This is a genomic window from Microbacterium sp. VKM Ac-2870 (assembly GCF_015350795.1).
Lineage (GTDB): Bacteria > Actinomycetota > Actinomycetes > Actinomycetales > Microbacteriaceae > Microbacterium.
This window is the reverse complement of sequence record NZ_JADKSH010000003.1, coordinates 63109-87051: the sequence shown is the minus strand read 5'-3', so window position 1 is coordinate 87051 and position 23943 is coordinate 63109. Positions and strand designations below refer to the sequence as shown.

At 69.4% G+C, this 23943-nt stretch carries 14 protein-coding genes; 12 read left to right on the top strand and 2 right to left on the bottom strand.

The features are described 5' to 3' along the window. The first annotated feature begins 21 nt into the window (after positions 1-21). From ITJ43_RS07755 to ITJ43_RS07710, 10 genes are read left to right on the top strand one after another with little or no spacing between them, the layout of a single operon-like run. Positions 22-1605: a sugar ABC transporter ATP-binding protein gene (locus tag ITJ43_RS07755; RefSeq protein ID WP_194583283.1), complete on the top strand. Its 1584-nt coding sequence runs from the start codon at positions 22-24 to the stop codon at positions 1603-1605. After that, complete coding sequence (locus tag ITJ43_RS07750) at positions 1602-2672, top strand: ABC transporter permease (RefSeq protein WP_194583282.1); 1071 nt, start codon at positions 1602-1604, stop codon at positions 2670-2672. The genes ITJ43_RS07755 and ITJ43_RS07750 overlap by 4 nt, the downstream gene beginning before the upstream one ends. Further along, on the top strand, positions 2669-3736 hold the full coding sequence (locus ITJ43_RS07745; protein WP_228495608.1) for an ABC transporter permease: 1068 nt from the start codon (positions 2669-2671) through the stop codon (positions 3734-3736). Before ITJ43_RS07750 ends, ITJ43_RS07745 begins: the two co-directional genes overlap by 4 nt. Continuing rightward, on the top strand, positions 3733-4452 hold the full coding sequence (locus ITJ43_RS07740) for an L-ribulose-5-phosphate 4-epimerase (RefSeq protein WP_194583281.1): 720 nt from the start codon (positions 3733-3735) through the stop codon (positions 4450-4452). Before ITJ43_RS07745 ends, ITJ43_RS07740 begins: the two co-directional genes overlap by 4 nt. Beyond that, positions 4449-6056, top strand: a complete 1608-nt coding sequence (locus ITJ43_RS07735; protein WP_194583280.1) for a xylulokinase — start codon at positions 4449-4451, stop codon at positions 6054-6056. The genes ITJ43_RS07740 and ITJ43_RS07735 overlap by 4 nt, the downstream gene beginning before the upstream one ends. Before the next feature lie 51 nt (positions 6057-6107). Beyond that, complete coding sequence (araA, locus tag ITJ43_RS07730) at positions 6108-7610, top strand: L-arabinose isomerase (RefSeq protein WP_194583279.1); 1503 nt, start codon at positions 6108-6110, stop codon at positions 7608-7610. A gap of 49 nt (positions 7611-7659) precedes the next feature. Continuing rightward, the gene (locus ITJ43_RS07725; protein ID WP_194583278.1) at positions 7660-10611 is read left to right on the top strand and encodes an immunoglobulin-like domain-containing protein; all 2952 of its coding nucleotides are present in this window, start codon (positions 7660-7662) and stop codon (positions 10609-10611) included. A 51-nt stretch (positions 10612-10662) separates the two neighbouring features. After that, positions 10663-12141 carry an MFS transporter gene (locus ITJ43_RS07720; protein WP_194583277.1) on the top strand — a complete coding sequence of 493 codons (1479 nt, stop codon included), beginning with the start codon at positions 10663-10665 and terminating at the stop codon, positions 12139-12141. 48 nt (positions 12142-12189) lie between these two features. Next, on the top strand, positions 12190-13338 hold the full coding sequence (locus ITJ43_RS07715) for an exonuclease SbcCD subunit D (RefSeq protein WP_194583276.1): 1149 nt from the start codon (positions 12190-12192) through the stop codon (positions 13336-13338). A 28-nt stretch (positions 13339-13366) separates the two neighbouring features. Further along, positions 13367-16396 carry an AAA family ATPase gene (locus ITJ43_RS07710; protein WP_194583275.1) on the top strand — a complete coding sequence of 1010 codons (3030 nt, stop codon included), beginning with the start codon at positions 13367-13369 and terminating at the stop codon, positions 16394-16396. 3 nt (positions 16397-16399) lie between these two features. Here the strand turns inward: ITJ43_RS07710 and ITJ43_RS07705 are convergent, their stop codons facing one another. Further along, on the bottom strand, positions 16400-17383 hold the full coding sequence (locus ITJ43_RS07705) for a hypothetical protein (RefSeq protein ID WP_194583274.1): 984 nt from the start codon (positions 17381-17383) through the stop codon (positions 16400-16402). 217 nt (positions 17384-17600) lie between these two features. Here ITJ43_RS07705 and ITJ43_RS07700 point away from each other — a divergent pair, with 217 nt between their 5' ends. Next, positions 17601-18188, top strand: coding sequence for a hypothetical protein (locus ITJ43_RS07700; RefSeq protein WP_194583273.1), 588 nt, complete (start codon positions 17601-17603; stop codon positions 18186-18188). A 20-nt stretch (positions 18189-18208) separates the two neighbouring features. On the opposite strand, the gene ITJ43_RS07695 is transcribed toward ITJ43_RS07700, so the two are convergent. Further along, the gene (locus ITJ43_RS07695; RefSeq protein ID WP_194583272.1) at positions 18209-20269 is read right to left on the bottom strand and encodes an NAD(+) synthase; all 2061 of its coding nucleotides are present in this window, start codon (positions 20267-20269) and stop codon (positions 18209-18211) included. A 94-nt stretch (positions 20270-20363) separates the two neighbouring features. Here ITJ43_RS07695 and ITJ43_RS07690 point away from each other — a divergent pair, with 94 nt between their 5' ends. Then, positions 20364-23924, top strand: a complete 3561-nt coding sequence (locus ITJ43_RS07690; RefSeq protein ID WP_194583271.1) for a TM0106 family RecB-like putative nuclease — start codon at positions 20364-20366, stop codon at positions 23922-23924. Positions 23925-23943 lie beyond the last annotated feature (19 nt).

Sequence of the window (23943 nt, the reverse complement as noted above, 5' to 3'; positions counted from 1 at the left end):
CCTCAACGAGGAAGTCTGCACGTGGTGACCGAACCCCTCCCGATCGTCGAAGTCCGCGGCGCGTCGATCACGTTCCCCGGCGTCAAGGCGCTGGATGACGTGAACTTCCGCCTGCTGCCTGGCGAGGTCCACACCCTCATGGGCGAGAACGGCGCCGGAAAGTCGACGCTGATCAAAGCGCTGACGGGCGTGTACCAGATCGACTCCGGCTCGATCCTCGTCTTCGGCGAGGAGCGCCGCTTCTCCGGAACGGCCTCCGCTCAAGCCGCCGGAATCTCCACCGTGTATCAAGAGGTCAACCTCTGCACGAACCTCTCCATCGGCGAGAACGTGATGCTCGGGCACGAGACCCGTTCACTGTTCGGCATCGACTGGCGCAAGACCCACGCCAGGGCGCACGAGGTGCTCGCCGAGATGGGTCTCGCCGACCTCGACCCCCGCGCCCCCCTGCAGTCCATCTCCATCGCACTCCAGCAACTCGTCGCGATCAGCCGCGCCATGGTCACCAAGTCGAAGGTGCTCATCCTCGACGAGCCGACGTCGAGCTTGGATGCCGCAGAGGTCGAGACCCTCTTCGGCGTCATCCGTCAGCTGCGCGATCAGGGCGTGGCTATCCTCTTCGTCTCGCACTTCCTCGACCAGGTGTACGCGATCAGCGACCGCATCACGGTGCTGCGCAACGGCCGGTTCGTGGGCGAGTACCTCAAGCGCGACCTCGATCGCACCGCTCTCATCTCGAAGATGATCGGCAAAGACCTCGGCGCGCTGCGTGCCCTCGGCTCGAACCGTCAGGTCGACGAGCGCGACCGCACCGCCACGCCCGTGTACGCCGCGGAGGGCATCGCCCGCAAGGGTGCGCTTGCTCCCACCGACATCGAGATCCACAAGGGCGAGGTCGTCGGGTTCGCGGGGCTCCTCGGCTCCGGCCGCACGGAGCTTGCCCGCCTCATCTTCGGCGCCGATAAGCCCGATGCCGGCACCGTGCGCCTGAAGGGTGCGAAGGCGGGCATCGCCTCGCCGGTGGCCGGCCTCGGCAACCACATCGCGTACTCCACGGAAAATCGCCGTGAAGACGGCATCGTCGGCGACCTCAGCATCCGCGAGAACATCATGCTCGCCGTCCAGGCGCAGCGCGGCTGGCTGCGCCGCGTCCCCGCGAAAGAGGTCGATCGCCTCGTCACCATGTACATGGAGCGCTTCAGCGTGCGACCCAACGATCCCGACCGTCCCATCCGGCTGCTCTCCGGTGGCAATCAGCAGAAGGTGCTGCTCGGCCGCTGGCTCGCCACCGACCCGGAGCTCCTGCTGCTCGACGAGCCCACGCGCGGTATCGACGTCGGCGCGAAGGCCGACATCCAGGAGACCGTCGCCGAGCTGGCCGAAGGCGGCATGAGCGTCGTCTTCATCTCATCGGAGCTGGAAGAGGTCGTCCGCCTCTCCGAGCGCATCGTGATCATGAAGGACCACCAGAAGATCGGCGAAGTCGTCAACGGCCCCGATGTCACCGCGGAGCGGATCGTGTCGATCATCGCCGCCGACTCGGAAGCCGCTGCCGAAGCGCGCGCCGACGCGCTCGCCGACAAGGTCGAAGGAGAACAGGCATGAACCGTCTGAGGGCGCTCGTGCGCACCCCCTGGTTCTGGGGGATCGTCGGCATCGTTCTGCTGCTGGCGCTGAACACAGTCAAAGACCCGTCGTACCTCTCGGTCGGCGTCAACCCCACGACCGGGCAGCTGTCGGGCAACGTGCTCGACATCCTGCGGGTGTCGGCGCCCATCGTCATGATCGCCCTGGGTATGACGTTCGTCATCGCGACCAGCGGCATCGACCTCTCCGTCGGATCGGTCATGGCCGTCGGCGGTGCGATCGCGATGGTCACCTTGAGCGGCCTCGGTCAGCCGACCTCGGTCGGGGCGATGCTCGCTGCGATCGGTCTCGCCGTGCTGTTGGGCATCGTGCTCGGCGCGGTCAACGGCTTCCTCGTCGCGGTCGTCGGATTGCAACCGTTCATCAGCACCCTGGTCATGATGCTCGCCGGCCGCGGCATCGCCCGCGTCATCACGGGCGGGCAGAACACGAATGCCGAGAACGCGCCCTTCCGCGCCCTGGCCAACGGCCAGTTCCTCGGGCTGCCGCTCAGCTTCGTCCTGGCGATCGCGATCGTCGTGATCGTCGCGCTCGTGATGCGCCGCACCGCTCTCGGACTCATGATCGAATCGATCGGCATCAACCCGCAGGCCAGCCGTCTTGCCGGCATCCGGCCGCGCCCGATCCTCATTGCGGTGTACGTCCTCTCGGCCGTGCTCGCGTCGATCGGCGGCCTGTTCACCGTGTCGGAGGTCATGACCGTCGACGTGTCGGGCACGGGCTATCAGATGGAGCTCGACGCGATCCTGGCCGTGGTCATCGGCGGCACCTCGCTCGCCGGGGGCAAGTTCTCGATCGTGGGTTCGACCATCGGCGCACTGCTGATCGCCACGCTGAACAAAACCGTGCTCTTCCTCGGTGTCTCGGCGGCGGCCACTCCGGCCTTCAAGGCGGTCGTGATCGTCGCGCTGGTGCTGCTGCAGTCCGAGCGCGTCCGTTCCCTCGTGTTGCGTCGCGGTAACCGCTCACGCACCCCCGAGGCCCCTCTTGCCGAGTCCACGCAGCCGAAGGAGGTCGTCGCATGAGCGACGCATCCACCACTCGCGAACGCACCGAGCCGTCCGGCGGCACGGCGACGATCGTCACCCCGCGGGGCACGACATGGTCGCGACTCTGGGGTCGCAGCCAGTCGCTCATCCCGAGTCTCGCGGCGGTCGTGCTCTTCATCAGCATGCTCGTCTACGCCGAGGTGGCCTACGGCCGCGTGTTCCACCTGGGCACCATGTCGAGCCTGCTCGTCAGCTTCGCGCCGACGATCATCCTCGCGGTCGCTATGACGATCGTCATCCTCTCCGGCGGCATCGACCTCTCCGTCGGCGCGGTCGTTGCCTTCACTTCGGTGGCGGGCGTGATGCTCATGTCGATCGGGGTCAACGGCTGGGTGGCGATCGTGCTGATGATCGTCTTCGGCGCGTTGTTCGGACTCGTCTCGGGTGTGCTCATCCAGTTCTTCAACGTGCAGCCGTTCATCGCGACGCTGGCGATGATGTTCCTGGCACGCGGGCTCGCCTCGATCCTCTCGACGGTTCCCGTGCACGCACCGGATGATTCGCCGATCCTCCTGCTGGCCACGGACTTCAAGCTCATCGACGGCCCCAAGACGAACGACCTCGTCCTCACGCCGGGCTTCTTCGTCGCCGTGATCGTCGTGATTGCCGCCGTCTTCTTCTTGCACCGCACCCGCACCGGTCGCACGATCTACGCGATCGGCGGCGCGGAATCGTCGGCGCAACTCATGGGCCTCCCGGTGGCACGTACCCGCGTGTGGATCTACGTCCTCAGCGGTGCGCTCGCCGGCCTTGCGGCCGTGGTCTACACCGCCGAGGTCGGCGGCAAGGCGCAGAACGTCACCGGCATCGGCTGGGAGCTCGACGCCATCGCCGCGGTCGTCATCGGCGGCACACTCCTGACCGGCGGGGTGGGCTACGTGCTCGGTTCCGTCGTCGGCACGCTCGTGCTGGCCGCGCTTTGGATGATCATCACGAAGGACGGCTCGATCAAGCCGGAGTACCTGACGATCATCACCGGCGGCATCCTCCTCGTCTTCGTTCTGCTCCAGAGGGCGCTGACGAAACGGAGGAACGGATGAGTGGCGAGGCGATCGTGATCGACGCCGCCTTGCAGGAGCGGATCGACGCGGTGCGCGCCGACGTGGCGGCACTGCATGGCGAACTCGTCCGCTACGGCCTTGTGGTCTGGACCGGCGGTAACGTGTCGGGTCGGGTTCCGGACAGTGACCTGTTCGTCATCAAGCCGTCCGGCGTCTCGTACGACGACCTCGCGCCCGAGAACATGATCCTCTGCGATCTCGACGGCGCCGTCATCGCCGGCACTGCCGGCAGCGAGCGCAGCCCCTCGAGCGACACCGCTGCACATGCCTACGTCTACCGGAACATGCCCGAGGTCGGCGGGGTCGTGCACACGCACTCCGACTACGCCGTGGCGTGGGCGGCCCGCGGCGAGGAGATTCCGTGCGTGATCACGGCGATGGCCGACGAGTTCGGCGGACCGATCCCGGTCGGACCGTTCGCGATCATCGGCGACGACTCGATCGGTCGCGGCATCGTCGAGACGCTGCGTGGCCACCGCAGCCGCGCGGTGCTCATGCAGAACCACGGACCGTTCACCATCGGAGTGAACGCGAAGGATGCCGTCAAGGCAGCGGTCATGTGCGAGGACGTCGCCCGCACGGTGCATCTGGCCCGTCAGGGCGGCGAGCTCATCCCGATCCCGCAGGACAAGATCGACGCGCTCTACAACCGCTATCAGAACGTGTACGGGCAGGGATCGGACGACCGGCGATGACCGACATCCAGGATGCCGCGGCCGACGCGGTCCGCACGGGACGCACGACTCTCGGCATCGAGTTCGGGTCGACGCGCATCAAGGCATGCCTCATCGACGCCGCCCATCCGGCGACCGTGCTCGGCGTCGGCTCGCACGCCTGGGAGAATCGCCTGGAGGACGGACTCTGGACCTATCCGCTGGACGCGGTCTGGGCCGGGCTTCAGGATGCCTACGCCGATCTCGCTGCCGATGTGGAACGTCGCCACGGCGTGAGCCTCGAGACCGTGGGCGCCATCGGCATCTCGGCGATGATGCACGGCTACCTGGCGTTCGACGCCGACGGAGAACTGCTGGTGCCGTTCCGCACCTGGCGCAACACCAATACCGCCCCGGCGGCGGCGGAGCTGTCGGCACTGTTCGACGTGAACATTCCGCTCCGGTGGTCGATCGCACACCTGCGCCAAGCCGTGCGTGACCGCGAACCCCACGTGTCACGGCTGGCCGCGGTCACCACGCTCGCCGGTTACGTCCACGAGAAGCTGACCGGTCGTCGCGTGCTGGGCGTCGGCGATGCGTCGGGCGTCTTCCCGATCGGCGCCGGCACGGCCGACTACGACGAGCATCTGGTCGCGCATTTCGATGCCCTGGCGCCGGGGGATATCCCGCCGCTGCGCGCCCTGCTTCCCGAGGTGCTGCCGGCCGGTGCCGACGCCGGCATCTTGAGTGCCGAGGGGGCAGCACTGCTCGATCCGCGCGGCACGCTGCGGCCCGGCATCCCGTTCTGTCCCCCCGAGGGTGACGCGGGTACCGGAATGGTCGCCACCAATGCTGTGGCTCCGCGCACGGGCAATGTGAGCGCCGGTACCAGCATCTTCGCGATGGTCGTGCTCGAGCGTCCGCTCGCGGCCCAGCACCACGAACTCGACCTCGTCACCACGCCCGCGGGCGATCCGGTCGCGATGGTCCACTGCAACAACGGTGCGAGCGAGCTCGCGGCGTGGGCGGGCCTGTTCGGCCGCTTCGCCGCCGCATCCGGAACGCCGCTCGACGACGACGCCGTGTTCGAGGTGCTCCTGCGCGAAGCGCTCGACGGCGCCGCCGACGCGGGCGGCCTCCTCGCCTACAACCACCTGGCGGGCGAGCCGATCGCCGGACTCACCGCGGGCCGGCCGCTGTTCGTGCGCACCCCCGATTCCGCCTTCAGCCTCGCCAACGTCATGCGCGCCCAGGTCTACGGCGTGTTCGGCACGCTTGCTCTGGGTATGCACGTGCTCGACGCCGAGGGTGTGCAGCTCGACCGCATGTATGCGCACGGCGGCGTATTCCGCACGGCCGGCGTCGCGCAGCGCTTCCTCGCCGCAGCCCTCGACGCGCCCGTCGCCGTCGGCGATACCGCCAGCGAGGGGGGCGCATGGGGCATCGCCGTGCTCGCCGCCTTCCGCCGCGCGGTCGCCGCAAAGACGGCCCACACGCTCGGTGCCTACCTCGACGACGTGGTGTTCGCGGATGCCGCGGCCTCCGTCGTCGCCCCCGATGCGGCCGACACGGCCGGCTTCGCCGCCTACCTCGACCGCTACCGCGCCGGCCTCGCCGTCGAGGCCGCGGCCGTTTCCGCCCTCTGACCCACGATTCCCCCTCGGCCTCGTGCCGCGCTCAACGACCGGAAAGACACCATGACCCTCTCCACCACTCTCGAGAACTACACCGTCTGGTTCGTGACCGGCAGCCAGGGGCTGTACGGCGAAGAGACGCTGAAGCAGGTCGCCGCCCAGTCGCAGCAGGTCGCTGCCGGCCTGGCGGGACTTCCCGTGACGATCGAGTGGAAGCCGGTGCTCACCGATTCCGACAGCATCCGCCGCCTCGCCCTCGACGCCAACAGCGACGATTCGGTGATCGGCATCGTCGCGTGGATGCACACGTTCAGCCCCGCCAAGATGTGGATCGCGGGCCTGGATGCCCTCCAGAAGCCGCTTCTGCACCTGCACACGCAGGCGAACGTCGAGCTGCCGTGGGAGGACATCGACTTCGACTTCATGAACCTCAACCAGGCCGCGCATGGCGACCGGGAGTTCGGCTACATCCAGACGCGTCTGGGTGTTCCGCGTAAGACCGTCGTCGGTCACGTCTCGAACCCGGCCGTTCGCCGGCAGGTGGAGGACTGGCAGCGCGCCGCCGCCGGATGGCAGGCCGCCCGCACGCTGAAGCTCGCGCGATTCGGCGACAACATGCGCTACGTCGCCGTCACCGAGGGTGACAAGACCGAAGCCGAACTGCGCTTCGGTGTGCAGGTGAACACGTGGGGCGTCAACGAACTGGCGGATGCCGTCGCCGCGGCATCCGAGTCGGACATCGACGCCCTGGTGCAGGTGTACCTCGCCGAGTACGACGTCGCGGCGGAGTTGCTTCCCGGGGCCGAGCGCCACTCGTCGCTGCGCGACGGTGCGGCCATCGAGATCGGTCTGCGGACGTTCCTGGAGGCCGGCGGCTTCGGCGCCTTCACAACCTCGTTCGAAGACCTGGGCGCCCTCACGCAGCTGCCCGGCCTCGCCGTGCAGCGGCTGATGGCGGAGGGCTACGGCTTCGGCGCCGAGGGCGACTGGAAGACCGCCATCCTGGTGCGCGTCGCCAACGTGATGGGCGCGGGCCTGCCCGGCGGGGCGAGCCTCATGGAGGACTACACCTACGACCTGGTCGAGGGCGACGAGAAGATCCTCGGGGCGCACATGCTCGAGGTGTCGCCGTCGCTGACCACGCAGAAGCCGCGCCTGGAGATCCACGCGCTCGGCATCGGCGGCAAGGACGACCCGGTGCGTCTGGTCTTCACGGCCGACCCCGGTCCCGCCGTGGTCGTCGCGATGAGCGACATGCGCGACCGGTTCCGTCTCGTCGCGAACGTGGTCGAGAACGTCGAGGCTCCCGACCTTCCCCAGCTGCCGGTCGGTCGGGCGATCTGGAAGCCGGCGCCCGACTTCGCCACCAGCGCCGCCTGCTGGCTGACGGCCGGTGCCGCTCACCACACGGTCATGACGACGGCGGTCGGCATCGAGGTCTTCCGTGACTTCGCTGACATGGCCGGCACAGAACTGCTGGTGATCGACGAAGACACGACCGTCCGCGGATTCCAGAAGGAACTGCGCTGGAACCAGGCGTACTACCGCCTGGCGCAGGGACTCTGACACCTCACCCTTCCCCACACACCTCCCCCCCCGAAAGAGGACCGTCTCGATGATGAGATCAGCCGTACTTCCGCGCGCTTCCGCGGCATCCGCCGCCACCGTTCGCCGGACGATCGCCGTGGCGGTCGCCGGTGTCTTGGCCCTGACTGGGGTCGGCATGGCGCTGCCCGTCGCCGCGACCGCCGCCGGCGTTCCGACGCCGACCGCCCACTACGACATGTCGCACAGCGGATCGACGCTGCTCGACGTCTCGGGCAACGGACGCAACGCGACTCTCACCGGATTCACCGACGGGTCATTCGTCGACGCGGCCGGTGACGCGGTGCTGCGCTTCCGGGCAGACGGCTATGCGGCGCTGCCGCAGGGACCGATCACCGGCACGGACAACGACTTCACCGTCGAGTACACCGTGTCGACGCAGACCTCCGCCAACCACTTCGGGTGGGTCATCGGTGACGGTGTGGGGCCCTGGAACACCAGCCAGCTCGGAAATCACATCTTCCTCAGCCCGCGGTCAGCGCAGGGCGGCTACAACGACCAGGTGCTGGCGGCAATCCGCGTCAAGAGCGGCAACGACAACGGCGAGTCGCGCCTGCCCGCGGGCGGCGGGCTGAACCCCGGATTCACGACGCTCACCATGGTCGGCTCGGGCAACACGCTCACGCTCTACCGCGACGGCGTGGTCATCTCCAGCCTCACCCACAACCGTTCGATGAGCTCGATCATCCCGACCGGCTCAGTGCTGGGCTACCTCGGGCGTTCGCTCTACCAGGGCGACCCGCTGCTGCGGGCCGACGTCTCCGATGTGAAGTTGTGGGACGTGGCACTCTCGTCGACCGAGGTGTCGGCGAGCATGCCGACCGCGCAGGAGAAGACGGCGACGACCGCGGCGCTGCTGCGCGGCGACGTGCTCGCCCAGATGCTCGGTGCCAACACGGCGCTAGCGAGCGTGTCGTCGAACCTCACGCTCCCGGCAGCGGTGAACGGCATCACCCTGACCTGGTCGTCCTCGGCTCCGACGGTCGTCTCGACCGCCGGAGTGGTGACACGCGCGATCTCCAGCGACACGCCCGTCACCCTGAGCGCTGTGACCTCGCTCGGCTCGACACTCACCTTCGATGTCACCGTCGTCGCTCCGCGCATCGCGGCGGACCTCGACGCGATCGCCCTCGCTCCTCGCACGACGGAGAACCTACCGCTGGTCACTGTCGGCGCCGTCAACGGCGCGGCGATCACGTGGTCGTCCTCGGACGCGTCGCTCGTCACGCCCACGGATGCCGCCTACACCGCTCCCGCGGTCGGTGTGGCCGATCCCTACCGCGGCGGCGGGCTCGTCAGCCGGCCAGCCTATGGAGCGGGCGATAGCAACGTGACCCTGACCGCGCACGCGGTGCTGAACGGCGCCAGCGCCGAGCGCACCTTCACGGTCAGCGTCGCTGAACTCGGGCGTTGGGCGCCGGATGCCGGCTATGCGGCGGCGTACTTCAAGTCCGACGGCGACGAGAAGATCTACCAGGCGGCGACCACCGGCAACGACTTCTTCACTTTCACGCCCGTCAACGGGGGTAAGGCCGTCATCACCTCCACCACGGACACCACCGGTCTGCGTGACCCGTACATCCTTCGCTCGAAGGACGGCGACAAGTACTACATGGTCGCTACCGACCTGTGCATCAGCTGCGGCACCGGATGGGGGCCGGCTCAATCGAACGGCAGCCTCAAGATCGAGGTGTGGGAGTCGACCGACCTCGTCTCCTGGACCCGCACCAACGGCGAGAACTCCGGCATCACCGTCAACCAGCCGGCCGCCGGCATGACGTGGGCTCCCGAGGCGTATTGGGATGACCAGCTGCAGTCATACGTGGTGTTCTTCGCGTCGCGTCTGTACTCCGATGCGAGCCACACGAACAGCGACAACCTGTACGCCCGCATGTTCGCCGTGATCACCCGTGACTTCCACACGTTCACCGCACCACCGACGAGCTGGCAGGACACGGGATACGCCCGCATCGACTCCACGGTCACCAAGATCGGCGACTATTACTACCGCTTCACCAAGAACGAAGAAGGAGGCGCCGCGGGTCCGCTGGAAGCGGGCAAGGACATCTTCCTCGAGCGCTCCCAGGTCCTGACGGCGCCGACCACCTCGTCGAACTGGACGGCTGATCCCGCGACCGGCTGGCAGCTCACCGACACCCACATGACCTCGCTCCAGACCGGTCAGGCCGGCGAAGGCCCGGAGATCGTGAAGCTCAACGAGGGCGACCCGAACAACTCCGGCGACGGCTACGTGTTCCTCGTCGACAACTACGGGGCCGGCGGCTATCGCGCCTTCCTCACCGACGGTGGCGCGATCGCGTCGAGCACGCAGAACGACCGGCTCTCGCAGCGCGCCGAGTGGAGGGTGCGAGCACAGGGCGGCCTACCGGCCAGCCCGCGCCATGGTGCTTTTGTGAGCGTCACCCAGTCGGTCCTCGATGCCATGCACGCGTGGGGCCCCGTGGCAGCGGTCACCTCGACCACGACTCTCGCCGCTGAGCAGCGTACGGTGACGGCGACCGTCACCGCTGGCGACGGCGGCGATGTCGCCGGGACGGTGACGTTCTCGGGCGGTGGCTGGAGTGCCACCGTGCCGGTCTCGGGCGGGAGCGCTCGGGTCGGCGTCGCCGCACGCATGTCCCTTGCGGCAGCCTCCGGCGCCACCGCACAGGTCGTCGTACCCGCGGGCATCTCGGCCGTGTCGGCGAGGTACGACGGCTACCGAGACGGGCTCGTCGGCGCCTCGAGCGCCGCGGCGGTGGCACTGGCGGATGCGGGCGCGACCCCCACGCCGAGCCCCTCACCGAGCGTGACCGCAGCACCGCCGGTCGACGCGTCGGATCCGCTCGCCTCATCCGGGCAGAGTCCCGCACTGGTGATCGGCACGGCCGCGGCGGCGCTGATCCTGCTCGTCGGTGGTGCGATCCTCGTGGTGCGGCGTCGCCGACGCCTCGTCGAGTGATTGCGTCCCTTGTCGAGACGTGGTGGTGAGCGCGGGCGATAGCGTGAAGAGGTGACGAACCCCGCAACAGCCAGCATCTCGCTCGACGAGGGCCAGCGGTGGCGCGCCTTCTGGGTGTGCGTATCGGTGGCCGCGCTCACGATCCTCGATCTCAGCAAGGTCAACGTCGCCCTGCCGTCGATCGAGCACGCTCTCGGGGCCGATTCGACGCAACTGCAGATCGTGGTCTCCGGCTACGTCCTCATGTTCGGGCTGGCGCTGGTGCCCTTCGGTCGACTGGGTGATCAGCGTTCGCGCAAGACCCTGTTCCTCATCGGGCTCAGTCTGTTCCTGGTGACCTCGATCGTGTGCGCCGTCGCCCCCACCATCGAGGTGCTGATCGTCGGGCGCCTCGTGCAGGGGCTCGCGGCAGGCATCCAGATGCCGCAGGTGATCGGGACGATCCAACAGATCTTCGTCGGTACCCAGCGAGGCCGAGCCTTCGGTCTCTTCGGCGCCACGATCGGCATCGCGACGGCCATCGGCCCCACGTTCGGGGGACTGATGATCGCACTGGGGGGCGCGCAGGACGGTTGGCGGTGGATCTTCTGGATCAACGTTCCGCTCTGCGCCCTGGTGATCGCGGGAGTGCTCGGCGTGCTGCCCCGCACACGCCGATCGACGCCCGGCCGGGTGCATCTCGACCCCGTCGGACTCGTGCTGCTCGCCCTCACGATCCTCACCCTGATGTGGCCGTTCCTGCTCACCACCGGGGCTCCCACCGACGATCCGAGGCGCTGGTGGACCCTCGTGCTCTTCGTCGTCTTCGTAGCGGCGTTCACCGGGTGGGAACGCCGCTACGCGGCATCCGGTCGTGCTCCGCTCGTGCCGTTCTCGCTGTTCTCGATCTCGTCGTTTCGCAACGGCACGCTCGTCATCACGACGTATTTCACCGCGATACCGGCGATGTTCCTGCTGACGACCCTGTTCCTCCAGATCGGCGTCGGCACGGAGCCGGTGTTCGCCGGAATGGTGTCGATCGGCTTCGCCGTCGCGAGCGCCATCACCGCCTGGTTCGGCGGCACTCTCGTGGCCCGCTTCGGCCGCCCGCTCGTGGTGTGGGGGCTCGCGGTCGTGCTCGTCAGCATCGTGGCGCTCGCCATCGTCGCCTCCACCGTGCCGGCCGGTGCGGTGGAGTACGCGATGGCGGCGGTGATGATCGTCGCCGGTGCGGGCGCCGGCTTCGTCGTCGCCCCCAACCAGACGCTCACCCTGGCGGACATCCCGACCCGAGAGGGCGGTCTGGCCGGCTCGGTGGGCCAGCTCGGACAGCGCGTCGGTACCGCCGTCGGCACGGCCATCGGACTGTCGCTGTTCTACTCGACCGTCTACCGCCAGCAGAGCCTGGACCATCGGGGCCTCGAGGTGTTCCACGAGGCTTACGCCTACGGCATGGTCGCGGTGGGGGTGTTCGTGGCACTCGCCCTGCTCATCGGCGTGCTCGATCTGAACGCACGTCGCCACGCTCCCGAAGACCTCGATACGCACTGACCCGCGGGCCTCGCGGCCGATGTCGTCGGCTCCGCCTACCGTGGAGTCATGCGCATCCTGCACACCTCCGACTGGCACATCGGGCGGACCTTCCACGGTCACTCCACGCTCGAGGCGCTGCGCGGCGTGCTCGATGCCCTCACCGATCAGGTGCGCGCGCACGACGTCGATGTGGTCATCATCGCCGGCGATGTCTTCGATTCGGCCACCCCCGCCGCGGCCTGTTACACGCTGCTCACGCAGACGTTGCGGGCGCTCGCCGACACCGGCGCGCAGGTGGTCGTCACGAGCGGAAACCACGACTCCGCGGCGCGCCTGGGCTTTCAGGCCGGACTGTTGCGCAGCGGCATCCACATGCTCACCGATCCCGCCGACATCGGCACGCCGGTCACCGTGTCGGACGCGCACGGGCCTGTGCATCTCTACGGCATCCCCTACCTCGAGCCCGCCCTGCTGCGCGCGGTGTGGCCGCAGGCCCGCAGTCACGCCGACGTGCTCGGTCACGCGATGGACCTGGTGCGCGCCGACCTCGCCGCGCGGGGCGGTCGCTCGGTCGCGATCGCCCACTGCTTCACCGCCGGGGTCGAGCCGACGCCCCACCTCGAACGCGACATCCAGCAGGGCGGCCTCGACGTGGTTCCGCTGTCGACGTTCTCCGGCGTCGACTACGTCGCGCTCGGCCACATCCACGGCCGACAGCAGCTCGCCCCGCATGTGCGCTACGCCGGTGCGCCGCTGCATTACAGCTTCGGCGAGGGTCATAAGCCCCGAGGCTCGTGGCTGGTCGAGCTGGATGCCGCCGGGCTCGCCGACGTGACATGGCTCGCGCTGCCCGTCCCTCGTCGGCTGGTGACACTGCGGGGCGGTTTCGACGACATCCTCACTTCGGCCGAGCATGCCGCGGACGCAGAGGCGTGGGTGAGCGTGGAGTACACAGACGCCCTGCCCGAACGCGACCCGTTGCGCCGGTTGCAGGAGCGCTTCCCCCACTGCGCCAAGGTGGTGCACGTGCCGGCGATGGTGCCCGAGTCCGATGCGCGCACGTATTCTCAGCGCGTGCGCTCGACGCGCAGCGACACCGAGTTGGTCGACGCCTTCCTCGCCCACGTGCGCGGCGGCGAGGGGGCGACCGAGCGCGAGCGCGAGCTGTTGCGAGACGTGATCGACGAACGCACGCGCGTCGAGGCGTTCGCGTGAGCGGTGGGCCGCGCCGGGGGCGGTCCGCATGAAGCTGCACCGGCTCGAGCTGACGGGGTTCGGTCCTTTCCGCGACCGCCAGCTGGTCGACTTCGACGCGTTCGACGACGACGGACTCTTCCTCATCTCCGGGCGCACCGGGACGGGCAAATCGAGCATCCTCGACGGGGTGAGCTTCGCGCTCTACGGCACGGTGCCGCGGTACGAGGGCGGCGAGAAGCGATTGCGCAGCGATCACAGTCACCTCACCGATCCCACAGAGGTGCGGCTGGAGTTCACGGTCGGCGACCGCAGATGGCGGGTGACTCGGGCGCCCGAATACGATCGGCCGGCCAAGCGCGGCGGCGGGTTGACCACCGAGCCCGCCCGCGCCGAACTCGACGAATTCGTCGACGGGGTGTGGGTGGGTCGCGCAGCCAAGCCGCGCACCGTGGGGGAGGCGTTGGGCGAGGTGCTGGGTCTCAACGCCGCACAGTTCCAGCAGGTGATCCTCCTCGCGCAGAACAAGTTCTCGCGTTTCCTGCTCGCCCCCGGCGACGAGCGCCAGACGCTGCTGCGGACACTTTTCGGCACGCGGCGGTTCGAGCAGTACCGCGACCAGCTCGAACAACAGCGACGTGATGTGCAGAGCTCCTGGGAGGCGAAGACCGAGCGGGTCCGCACGCTCCTCGGCGAGGCGGAGCGCCTCGCCGAGGACCACGTGTTCGGTGCCGCGTCGGAACCGACCCTCACGGCGGTCGGCGATGGCGGTGAGGTGCCGCTGGACGTGCGCCGCGAAGCTCTCGCGAGCGCCGCCCAGCGTGCGGAGTACCGCATCGAGCAGACGGAGCTCGCGCGGACCCGTGCCGATGCGGATGCCGCGGCATCCGCCGCCGCGCAGAGTGTGCTCCTCGCCGCGGCCGAGCGGGCGCGTGAACGCGCAGCGCTCTCCGCGCGGCTGAGCGCGCTCGAGGATCGGTCTGCCGAGGTCGCCGACGCGGCACGACTTCTCGGGCGCGCCCGCGCCGCGGCGACTCTGCGTGCGCCGCTCGACGCACACGAGCGTGCCGCGCAGGCGCACGCGCGAGCCGACGAGGCAGCGACGGTCGCTCTGAGGCAGTGGGTCGACGCCGGCGGCGACCCCCAGGCCGATCTCCCCGTCCATATCGAGGCGCTCACCGGTGACATCGCGCGAGCCGAAGACGCGCTCGATCGTGAGCGCGAGCTGGCCGTCAGCGAGGCCGAGCACGAGGCGGCAACGCGCACGATCGCCGAGCTCGAGGCGGCGCTCGTCGTCGCCGATGCGCAGCGCGCGACGGTGCCTGCCGAGCGCGCCGGCATCGACGCCGACCTCGCCCGCGTCGACCCGCGTGCCGCACGCCGCGGCGAGTTGCAGGTCGAGCACGACCGTCTCGTCCGTGTGCTCGACGCCGCGCGGGTGGTGACCGCTCGTGCAGAGGAGCTGTCGCTGTTCGAGTCGCGATACGCCGAGGCGGTCGCCGCCGCAGCGAGCGCGACGGCCACCGTGGGCGCGCTGCTGCGACGTCGGATGGCGGGCTATGCCGGGGAGCTCGCTGCCGCGCTGGTGCCGGGCGAGGCGTGTGCGGTGTGCGGGTCGACCACGCACCCGCAACCTGCGCGCCCGAGCGATGACCCGGTGACCGATGATGTCCTCACCGCCGCGGAGAGCCTGCGCGATGAAGCCTCCGCGGCGGAGGTCGCGGCGCGCCAGGCCGCCGTCGCCGCCCGGGAGACCCTCGCCCTCGCCCGCGTCGACGCTGCCGGGATGGACACGGCGACGGCCGAACAGCACCTCGCCCGCGTCGCCGGAGACCTCTCCGAGGCGGTGGCCGCGGTGCACGAGCTCGACGAACTCCGCGCTCGCCGCACCGCACTCGATGACGCGGCCGCCTCGGCCGAGGTCGAGCGGGTCGCGCTGAGCGAGCGTCTGGCTGCAACCCGCGAGCGTCACCGCGCCGCCGCCGCCGACGTCGCCCGGCTGACGGTGGCGGTCGCGGCGGCGAGGGGTGACTTCGATACGGTGGCCGCGCGCGTCGCGGCATCCGTCGCCGAGCGAGATCGCGCTCGCGCTCTGATGGCAGCCATTGCTCTCCGCGACGAGCAGGAGCGCGCCCGTGCCGCCGCGCGCGGAGAACTCGACACGCTCCTCACGGCGTCGCCCTTCGACGACGCCGCCGAGGCGCGCGACGCGGTGCGCAGCGCCGCCGAGATCGACGCGCTCGAGGCGGCCGTGGCGGATCACGCGGCGCAGCTGACGGCGACGCGCGCCCGCCTGCTCGACCTCGAACTCGACGCCGTCGGCGACGACGTCGACGACGAGCGTTTGGCCGCAGCCGCGGCGGCCGTCGCAGAAACCGATGCGGCGCGATCGGCCGCGATCGCGGCGCACAGCGATGCGCGGGCGATGAAGGCCCGCCTCATCGAGCTCCTGGAGCGCATCGACGAAGCGATCGAGAGCGTGCGCGACAGCGCCGACGAGGTGGCCGCCATCCGGCGATTGGCCGACACCGTGGCCGGCCGTGCACCGAATGCGATGAAGATGGACCTCGAGACCTTCGTGCTCGCGGCGGAGCTCGAAGAGATCGTCGCCGCCGCGAACCTCCGGCTAGCCGAGATGTCGTCGGGGCGCTATTCGCTCCACCACTCCGATGCACGGGCCGCCCGCGGCCGCGCCTCGGGTCTGGGCATCGAGGTACTGGACTCCCACACCGGGAGGCTGCGGTCGCCGCAGTCGCTGTCGGGGGGAGAGACGTTCTTGGCCTCGCTCGCACTGGCACTGGGGCTGGGCGAAGTGGTGACTTCGCGTGCGGGCGGCATCCGACTCGACACGCTGTTCGTCGATGAGGGTTTCGGCTCGCTCGATCCCGAGACCCTCGAACTCGCCATGCGCACCCTGGACGACCTGCGTGCGGGTGGGCGCACCGTCGGGGTGATCAGCCACGTCGAGGCCATGAAGGAGCAACTGCCGGCGCAGATCCTCGTCGTCTCGACGTCCGAAGGGCCGAGCATCATCCGACAGGATGCCGCTCGACCCTTCGTGGATCGCAAGGTGCGCTGAGCGTTACTGCAGGGAGGTCTTCGCCGACGCGAGGATTTCGCGGTACAGGGTGCGCAGCAGGTCGGCTGAACTCTCGTCGCCACCGATGCTGGTGATCGTCTGCTGCACGAGGTCTTCGACCCCGGAGTCGCCGGTCACCAGCAGGGTCTGACCGATCGTGATCAGCGTAGAGTCGGGCAGGACCTGCTCGATGACATCGGGGGTCGCCGTCGGGTCCACCTCCGCGAAGATGTCGTTGACCTTCGGGCGCACATCGGCGATGAATGCCTGTTGGGCCACCGACAGGGTCGCGTCGTCAGCCTCGGGAGACGGCGTGCCGCCCTGGGAGATTTCGGCGGACGGCACCGGCGACGGTGTGGCAACCATGTCATCGATCGATGCCCCCGCGGCCGACAGCCCCAGGGTCACCAGCGACCAGATCAGAGCGAACGAGCCGATGGTTGCTCCAACGATCGACAGGACCAGCGCCGTGACGCTCAGCGGCTTGCCGCCGTAGCGCTTCCCGGCAAGGCCGACGATCGAGAAGATGAAGCCCGCCAGCAGCAGCAAGCCGCCGATGATCACCGCGACCAGACCGACCCACGGCACGGGGACGAGGCCGATGAGGCTGAGGACAGTGCCGACGGCGGCGAGGGACAGCGCCGTCCAGGCGATCGCCTTGGAGCGCGTGTCGGGCGCCGTCGGCTGCGGGCCATAGCCCGGCTGGCCGTAGGGCGCCTGGCCGTGCGGCGGCGGCGTTGGCGCACCGTACGGCTGCTGTCCGTAGGGTGCCTGCGGCGCAAGGCTCGGCGGCATCGGGGGCAGCGGCGGGGCGGTCGGCGCGACGTATGCGTCTCCGTATCCGCCGGTCGCCGTGGGGTAGGCCTCGGTGGGCTGTACCTCGGTGGGCTGTACCTCGGTGGGCTGTACGTCGGTGGGCTGCACGTCCGGGGCGTCGGGGGTGTCGCCGTCGCTCGCGTGCGGTTCGCTGGGCGGAGGTGTCGACATGAACGGGTTCCTTCGTCTCGTGCGTCACAGCGCAACATCACCGTCGGGGTGGGCGATGCGCGGGTTGCTCCCACACTATCGAGTGGCCCGTCGTGCGGGGCCTTTCTCACGCCGCATCTGCAGCGCTGAATGCGGGCGGGTGAGCAAAGATGGGACGACACCTCATCCCGCCGTGCGCGGCACCGCGTCGACGGGTTCGCGGGATCGGAAGGACGACATGACTCTCACCTCGGTACTCCTCGACACGCCCTCCTCGGTCGCTGCCCGTCTCGGCTGGGACCCGGGCACCACCGTGCACGACCGTCGACGCATCCTCGCGAAGGAGCTCATCGCCTCGCGCTTGGGCTGCGATCCGAGCGACATCCGTATCGAGCGTGAGGCTCCCCGTGGCTTCGGGTATCACACGCGTCTGATCGCGTCTCGGGGCGGCGAGGAGCTACCCATCGCGATCGTCACGGCGAGCTACCGTGCGGCCACGGTGGCGGCCATCTGCGATCCCGGCCTGCCGCTCGGCATCGACATCCGTGACATGACGCCGGATCCGGCCGATATCCGGCTCATGCAGAAGCACTCGCATCTGTTCGACCCGAACAACATCCCCGACCTGCTGCAGCACTGGGTGCGGGTGCAGGCCGTGCTCGAAGCAGACGGCCGCGGCGTCCGCGTCGCCCCCGACCGGGTGAGACTGGACACCGGGCGACTCAAGGGCTGGATCCCCGACCGCAACATGAAGTACACGCTCGTCGACGCCTCCCGCGACAGTTGGGTGATCACCATCGCCGTGGGTACCCTGCCTGCGGCCTGAGCGCAGCGGACGGATGCCGCTCAACGCGGCGGCAGTGCCCGATCCAACTCCGCCAGCCAGACGGCGGGGTTGCCGTCGCTGGGTGCGCGCCAGTCGCCGCGAGGCGACAGCGAACCGGCCGGCAGTACCTTGGGCCCGTTCGGTATCGCGGTGCGCTTGAACTGCGCGAACCCGAAGTAGCGGTTCAGGAACACCCGCAGCCAGCGCACGATCGTGTCGCGATCGTAGGCGTAGCGGTCGGTTACGGGGAAACCGGGCGGCCACGCGCCGGCATCCGCATCGCGCCACACGCGCTCCGCCAGGAAGGCGATCTTCGACGGCCGCAGCCCGTAGCGCAACACGTGGAACAGGGTGAAGTCGTGCAAGGCATAGGGGCCGATGGCGTCCTGGGTGGACTGCACTTTGCCGTCCTGCCCCGCGGGCACGAGCTCGGGACTGATCTCGGTGTCGAGCACCGACTGCAGCACCGCTTTCGCAGCGTCGGTGAGGGCGGTGCCGGCGCCGTCGGAGTGGGCGATGACCCAGCGGATCAGGTGCTGGATCAGTGTCTTGGGTACGCCCGCGTTCACCGCGTAGTGGCTCATCTGGTCGCCCACGCCGTACGTGGCCCAGCCCAGCGCGAGTTCAGACAGGTCGGAGGTACCCACGACGAACCCGCCGCGCTGGTTCGCCAGACGGAACAGGAAGTCGGTGCGCGCGCCGGCCTGCACATTCTCGAAGGTCACGTCGTACACCGGCTCGCCGTCGGCATACGCATGCCCGATGCCCTTCAGGAGTTCGTTCGCCATCGGGCGGATGTCGATCGTCTCGATCGACGCACCGATTGCCTCGGCCAGAGCGATGGCGTTCGATTTCGTATGGTCGCTCGTGGCGAACCCGGGCATCGTGTACGCGAGGATGTCGCTGCGGGGGCGGCCCATGCGATCCATCGCCTGGGCGACGACCAGAAGCGCGTGGGTCGAATCGAGCCCGCCGGAGACGCCGATCACCGGTTTCGGCGACCCGATGGCGCGCATTCGCTGTTCCAATGCCGACACCTGGATGCTGAACGCTTCGTAGCAGTCCTGGTCGAGTCGTGCGGGATCGTCCGGAACGAACGGGAAGCGATCGAGGGTGCGGTGCAGCCCCACATCGGATGCCGGCGGATCAACCGTGAACGACACGGTGCGACTCGTCCCTCCCCGAACACGCCGATTGTCGTCGAACGTGCCCTGGCGAAGGCGATCCTGCCGGATGCGGTCGAGGTCCACGTCGGCGATCGCGCTCCGCGGACCGTCGGGGAAGCGCTCCGTCTCGGCCAGCATGGTGCCGGATTCGTAGATCATCGTCTGGCCGTCCCACGACACATCGTTGGTCGATTCGCCGGCGCCCGCCGCGGCGTACACGTACGCGGCGAGGCAACGGAACGACTGTGATTTGGCGAGGAGATGCCGATCGTCGGCGCGCGCGACGGTGATGGGGCTTCCGGAGAGGTTGAGCAGCACTGTCGCACCGGCCAGAGCAGCGTTGGACGACGGCGGGATCGGCACCCACATGTCTTCGCACACCTCGGCGTGTACGACGAGCCCGGGCACGTCGGTCGCCGCGAACAGCAGGTCGGTGCCGACCGGCACCTCCTGCCCGGCGAGGTGCACGGATGCCGGTGCGTCCGTTCCCGCGGCGTACCAGCGCGCCTCGTAGAACTCGCGGTAGGTCGGCAGATAGCTCTTCGGGGTGATGCCCAGGATCCGGCCCCGGTGGATCACGACGGCGCAGTTGTAGAGACGGTCGCCCAACCGCAGCGGAGCACCGACCGCGATCAGCGGCCGCAGCGCGACCGATGCCTCGGCGAGGGCGGCGACGGCCGCGTGTACCGCATCGAGCACGGCGTCCTGCATCACGAGGTCGTCGATCGCGTATCCGGTCAGGCATAGTTCCGGAAAGACCGCGACCGCTACGGCGTCATCGCTCAGCGCCCGGGCGGCGTCGATCACGGCCTCGGCGTTTCGTGCCGGGTCGGCGATGACGACGGGGATCGTGCACGCGGCGACACGCGCGAAGCCGTGCCGGTAGATGCTCTCGAACGGCAGGTTCTCGGTCACGTTCCCAGTCTGTCAGGTGCGTCGCACCGGCGCGCGGCCGTTCTGGGTCGGCGGTGTCGGGGCCTGCGGCTAACGTCGGGGGTGGAAGGGCGACATGCGATACATCGAAGACACCGGCCGGGCAGCGCGCATCGTCTGGAGCGCCAGCGATCTGAAGGCTGCGGCCGAGTGCGAGTTCGCCTGGCTGCGCGCCCTCGATGCGAAGCTCGGGCGCGTCGCCGCGGTCGTCGAACCCGAAGACCTCACCCTCGCGCGCGCCGGCCGACTGGGGACGCAGCACGAGCTGCGTCAGCTCGAGGCCTACCGCGCGCAGTATCCCGGCCGCGTGGTCGAACTGCCCGAGACCCGCTCCTCGGATGCGGAGGCGCTCGCCGCGGCTGTCGCGGCCACCGATGCGGCGCTCGCCGATCCCGACGTCGCGGTCATCTACCAGGCGGTGTTCGCCACCGACGAGTTCGTGGGCTTCGCCGACTTCCTCGTTCGCGAAGACCCCGAAGCGAACCCTCCGTCCCGATGGGTGGTCCAAGACACCAAGCTCGCCCGCCACGCCCGTGTGACCGCGCTTATGCAGCTCGCGGCATACGTCGACCAGCTCGACCGGCTCGGCGTCCCCCGGAGCGAGCGTGTCGAGTTGCTCCTCGGTGACGGTTCCACCTCCACCCACGCCGTGCGTGACCTCATGCCCGTGTTCCGCCTGCGCAGAGAGCGGCTCCGCGCGCTCATCGCCGACCGCGATATCGCCGCCGGTGACCGTGGCGCGCCCATCTCCTGGGGTGACGATCGGGGCGCCTTGCGGGTGGTGGCGTGCGGTCGATGCGCGACGTGCGATGCCGAGGTCGTCACCCACCGCGACCTCCTGCTCGTCGCCGGCATGCGCCCGGTGCAGCGCGACCGGCTGCGCGCCGACGGCATCAGCACGATCGATCAACTCGCGGCCGCAGACGCAGCGCCCGAGCGCATGTCGGCGGATACCTTCGCGGGATTGCGCACCCAGGCCCGGCTCCAGCTCGACAGTCCGGCGGGCGGGGTGCGTCAGGCGGTGACCGCGAACGAGCCTCCCGTGCCGACCTACGAGGTCGTCTTCCCCAAGGCGATCGGCGCTCTGCCGCGTCCCGACCGGGGCGACCTGTTCTTCGACTTCGAGGGCGACCCGCTGTACACGGAGTCCGCCGACGGCGCGGTCGGCGCATCGTGGGGGATCGACTACCTCTTCGGGTGGGTCGACGACGACGAGCAGTACTCGGCGCTCTGGGCGCACTCGTTCGACGAGGAGCGACGTGCGCTCGAAGCTTTCCTCGATCTCGTCGCCCTGCGCCGCCGCACCCACCCCGGTCTGCACATCTACCACTACGCCCCCTACGAGCCCACGCATCTGCTGGCGATGGCGGCCCGCTACGGCGTGCGCGAGGCCGAAGTCGACACCCTCCTCAGGGAAGGTGTGTTCGTCGACCTCTATCCCATCGTCCGTCGCTCTTTGCGGGTCGGATCCCGCTCGTACTCCATCAAGAAGCTCGAACCCCTCTACATGGGCGCCGAGGTGCGCACGAGCGACGTCCAGCGCGGCGATGACTCGATCGTGAGATACGTCGAAGCGCGGGAGCTGATCGACGCGGGAGAAGATGCCGCCGGGGCGGCCATCCTCGCAGACCTGGCCGACTACAACCGCTACGACTGCGTCTCGACGCGGCGCTTGCGCAACTGGCTCGTCGAGCGCGCCCGCGAGGCCAAGCTCGTCCCGTCTGCCGACATCGACGCCACTGAACGACCCTACGAGCCGTCGCCGCGCGCCGAGGCGCTCTCGCGGGGGGCGGATGCCGCGGCCTCCGGAGCAGACCCCGATGAGGCTGCCGTCACCGCCCTCAAGTTGGGCGCGGCCGCGATCGACTACTACCCCCGTGAGGCCAAGACGTTCTGGGCGACCCATTTCCTGCGCCTGCGCGAGCCTGTCTCGATCTGGGAAGACACCCGTGATGTGGTCGTGTTCGACCACGACCGCTGCCGTGTGCTCAGCGACTGGCACATCCCCGAAGGCGGTCGCGTGCAGCGTCGCGTCCTCGAGCTGCGGGGCGACCTCGCTCCGGGCACGAAGCTGTCAGCGGGCGGGGGAGCCTTCGTGCTCTATGAGCTGCCGGCGCCCTTCCCCATCGACACGAGCCCCCGCTGGATCCACGCAGCCCGATCGGTGCGGATCGTCGACGTCCTCGACGACGGCGTGGTCGTGGAGGAGAACTCGATCCAGGGCTTCACGTGGCAGGAGCTTCCCCTCGCGCTCACGCCGCCCGCGCCACCGCAAGCCGGCTCCCAGCAGGCGGCGATCGACCAGTGGGCCGATGCCGTCATCACCGCGTCACCCGTCCGCGCCGCGGACTTCCCCCGCGATCCCGCGACCGACCTTCTCCTTCGCCGACCTCCACGCACACGATCGGGATCGCTCACACGCGGCCACGCCGCACCCCGTGACGACGTCGACGACATCGCGCGCACCGTGCACGACCTCGACCGCAGCTATCTCGCCGTGCAGGGGCCCCCCGGAACCGGCAAGACCTACGTCGGTTCGCATGTCGTGGCGCGGCTGGTGCGCGAGCACGGCTATCGAGTGGGTGTCGTCGCGCAGTCGCACGCGGTCGTCGAGAACATGCTCGAGCGCATCTCTGAGGCGGGGGTGTCGGCGGAGCGTGTCGCAAAGGCGACCAAAGGCGCCCCGACGGGAAGCGAGTCGTTCACGCCGATCGCCAAAGACGGCTATGCGGCGTTCGCCGCCGACCACCCCGACGGTTTCGTCATCGGGGGAACAGCATGGGACCTCAGCCACGCGGGACGCGTGCCCCGCGGCAGCCTCGACCTGCTCGTGGTCGACGAGGCCGGCCAGTTCTCGCTCGCCTCCACCATCGCCGTATCGGTCGCCGCGCAGCGGTTGCTGCTGCTGGGCGACCCGCAGCAACTGCCGCAGGTGAGTCAAGGCACGCACCCCGAACCGGTGGACACGTCGGCGCTGGGGTGGGTGATGGACGGTGCGGCCGTCATCGCCGACGACCGCGGTTTCTTCCTCGCCGAGACCCGTCGCATGCGCCCCGAAGTCGCCGTACCCGTCTCGCAACTGTCCTACGACGGGCGCCTCGCCGCTCATGCATCGACCTCGGCACGCCGCCTCGACGGCGTCCGACCGGGCGTGGTGCCGGTGCCGCTCGCCCACCTCGGCAATGCCACGCAGTCGCCCGAAGAGGCTGAGGCCGTGGTTGCGATCGTGCGCGACCTGGTGGGTCGGGCCTGGACGGCGAGTGAGGGAGCCGATCCGCGCCCGCTCGGCGCGGACGATCTGATCGTCGTCACTCCGTACAACGCACAGCAGGTGATGGTCGAAGAAGCGCTCGCCGCCGCCGGCCTCGCCGCGGTGCCGGTGGGCACCGTCGACAAGTTCCAGGGGCAGGAGGCCGCCGTCGCCATCGTCTCACTCGCGGCATCCAGTGGTCGTGACGCCCCACGCGGCCTCGAGTTCCTGCTGCTGCAGAACCGACTGAACGTGGCGGTCTCGCGCGCCGAGCACACGGCCTACGTCGTCTACAGCACGGGGTTGCTCGACGACCTCCCGCGCACGCCCGACGGCGTCGCACGCCTGAGCGCGTTCGCCCGCCTGGTCGACGCCGACCGCACGTAGACTCGCCGCACACCCCCGG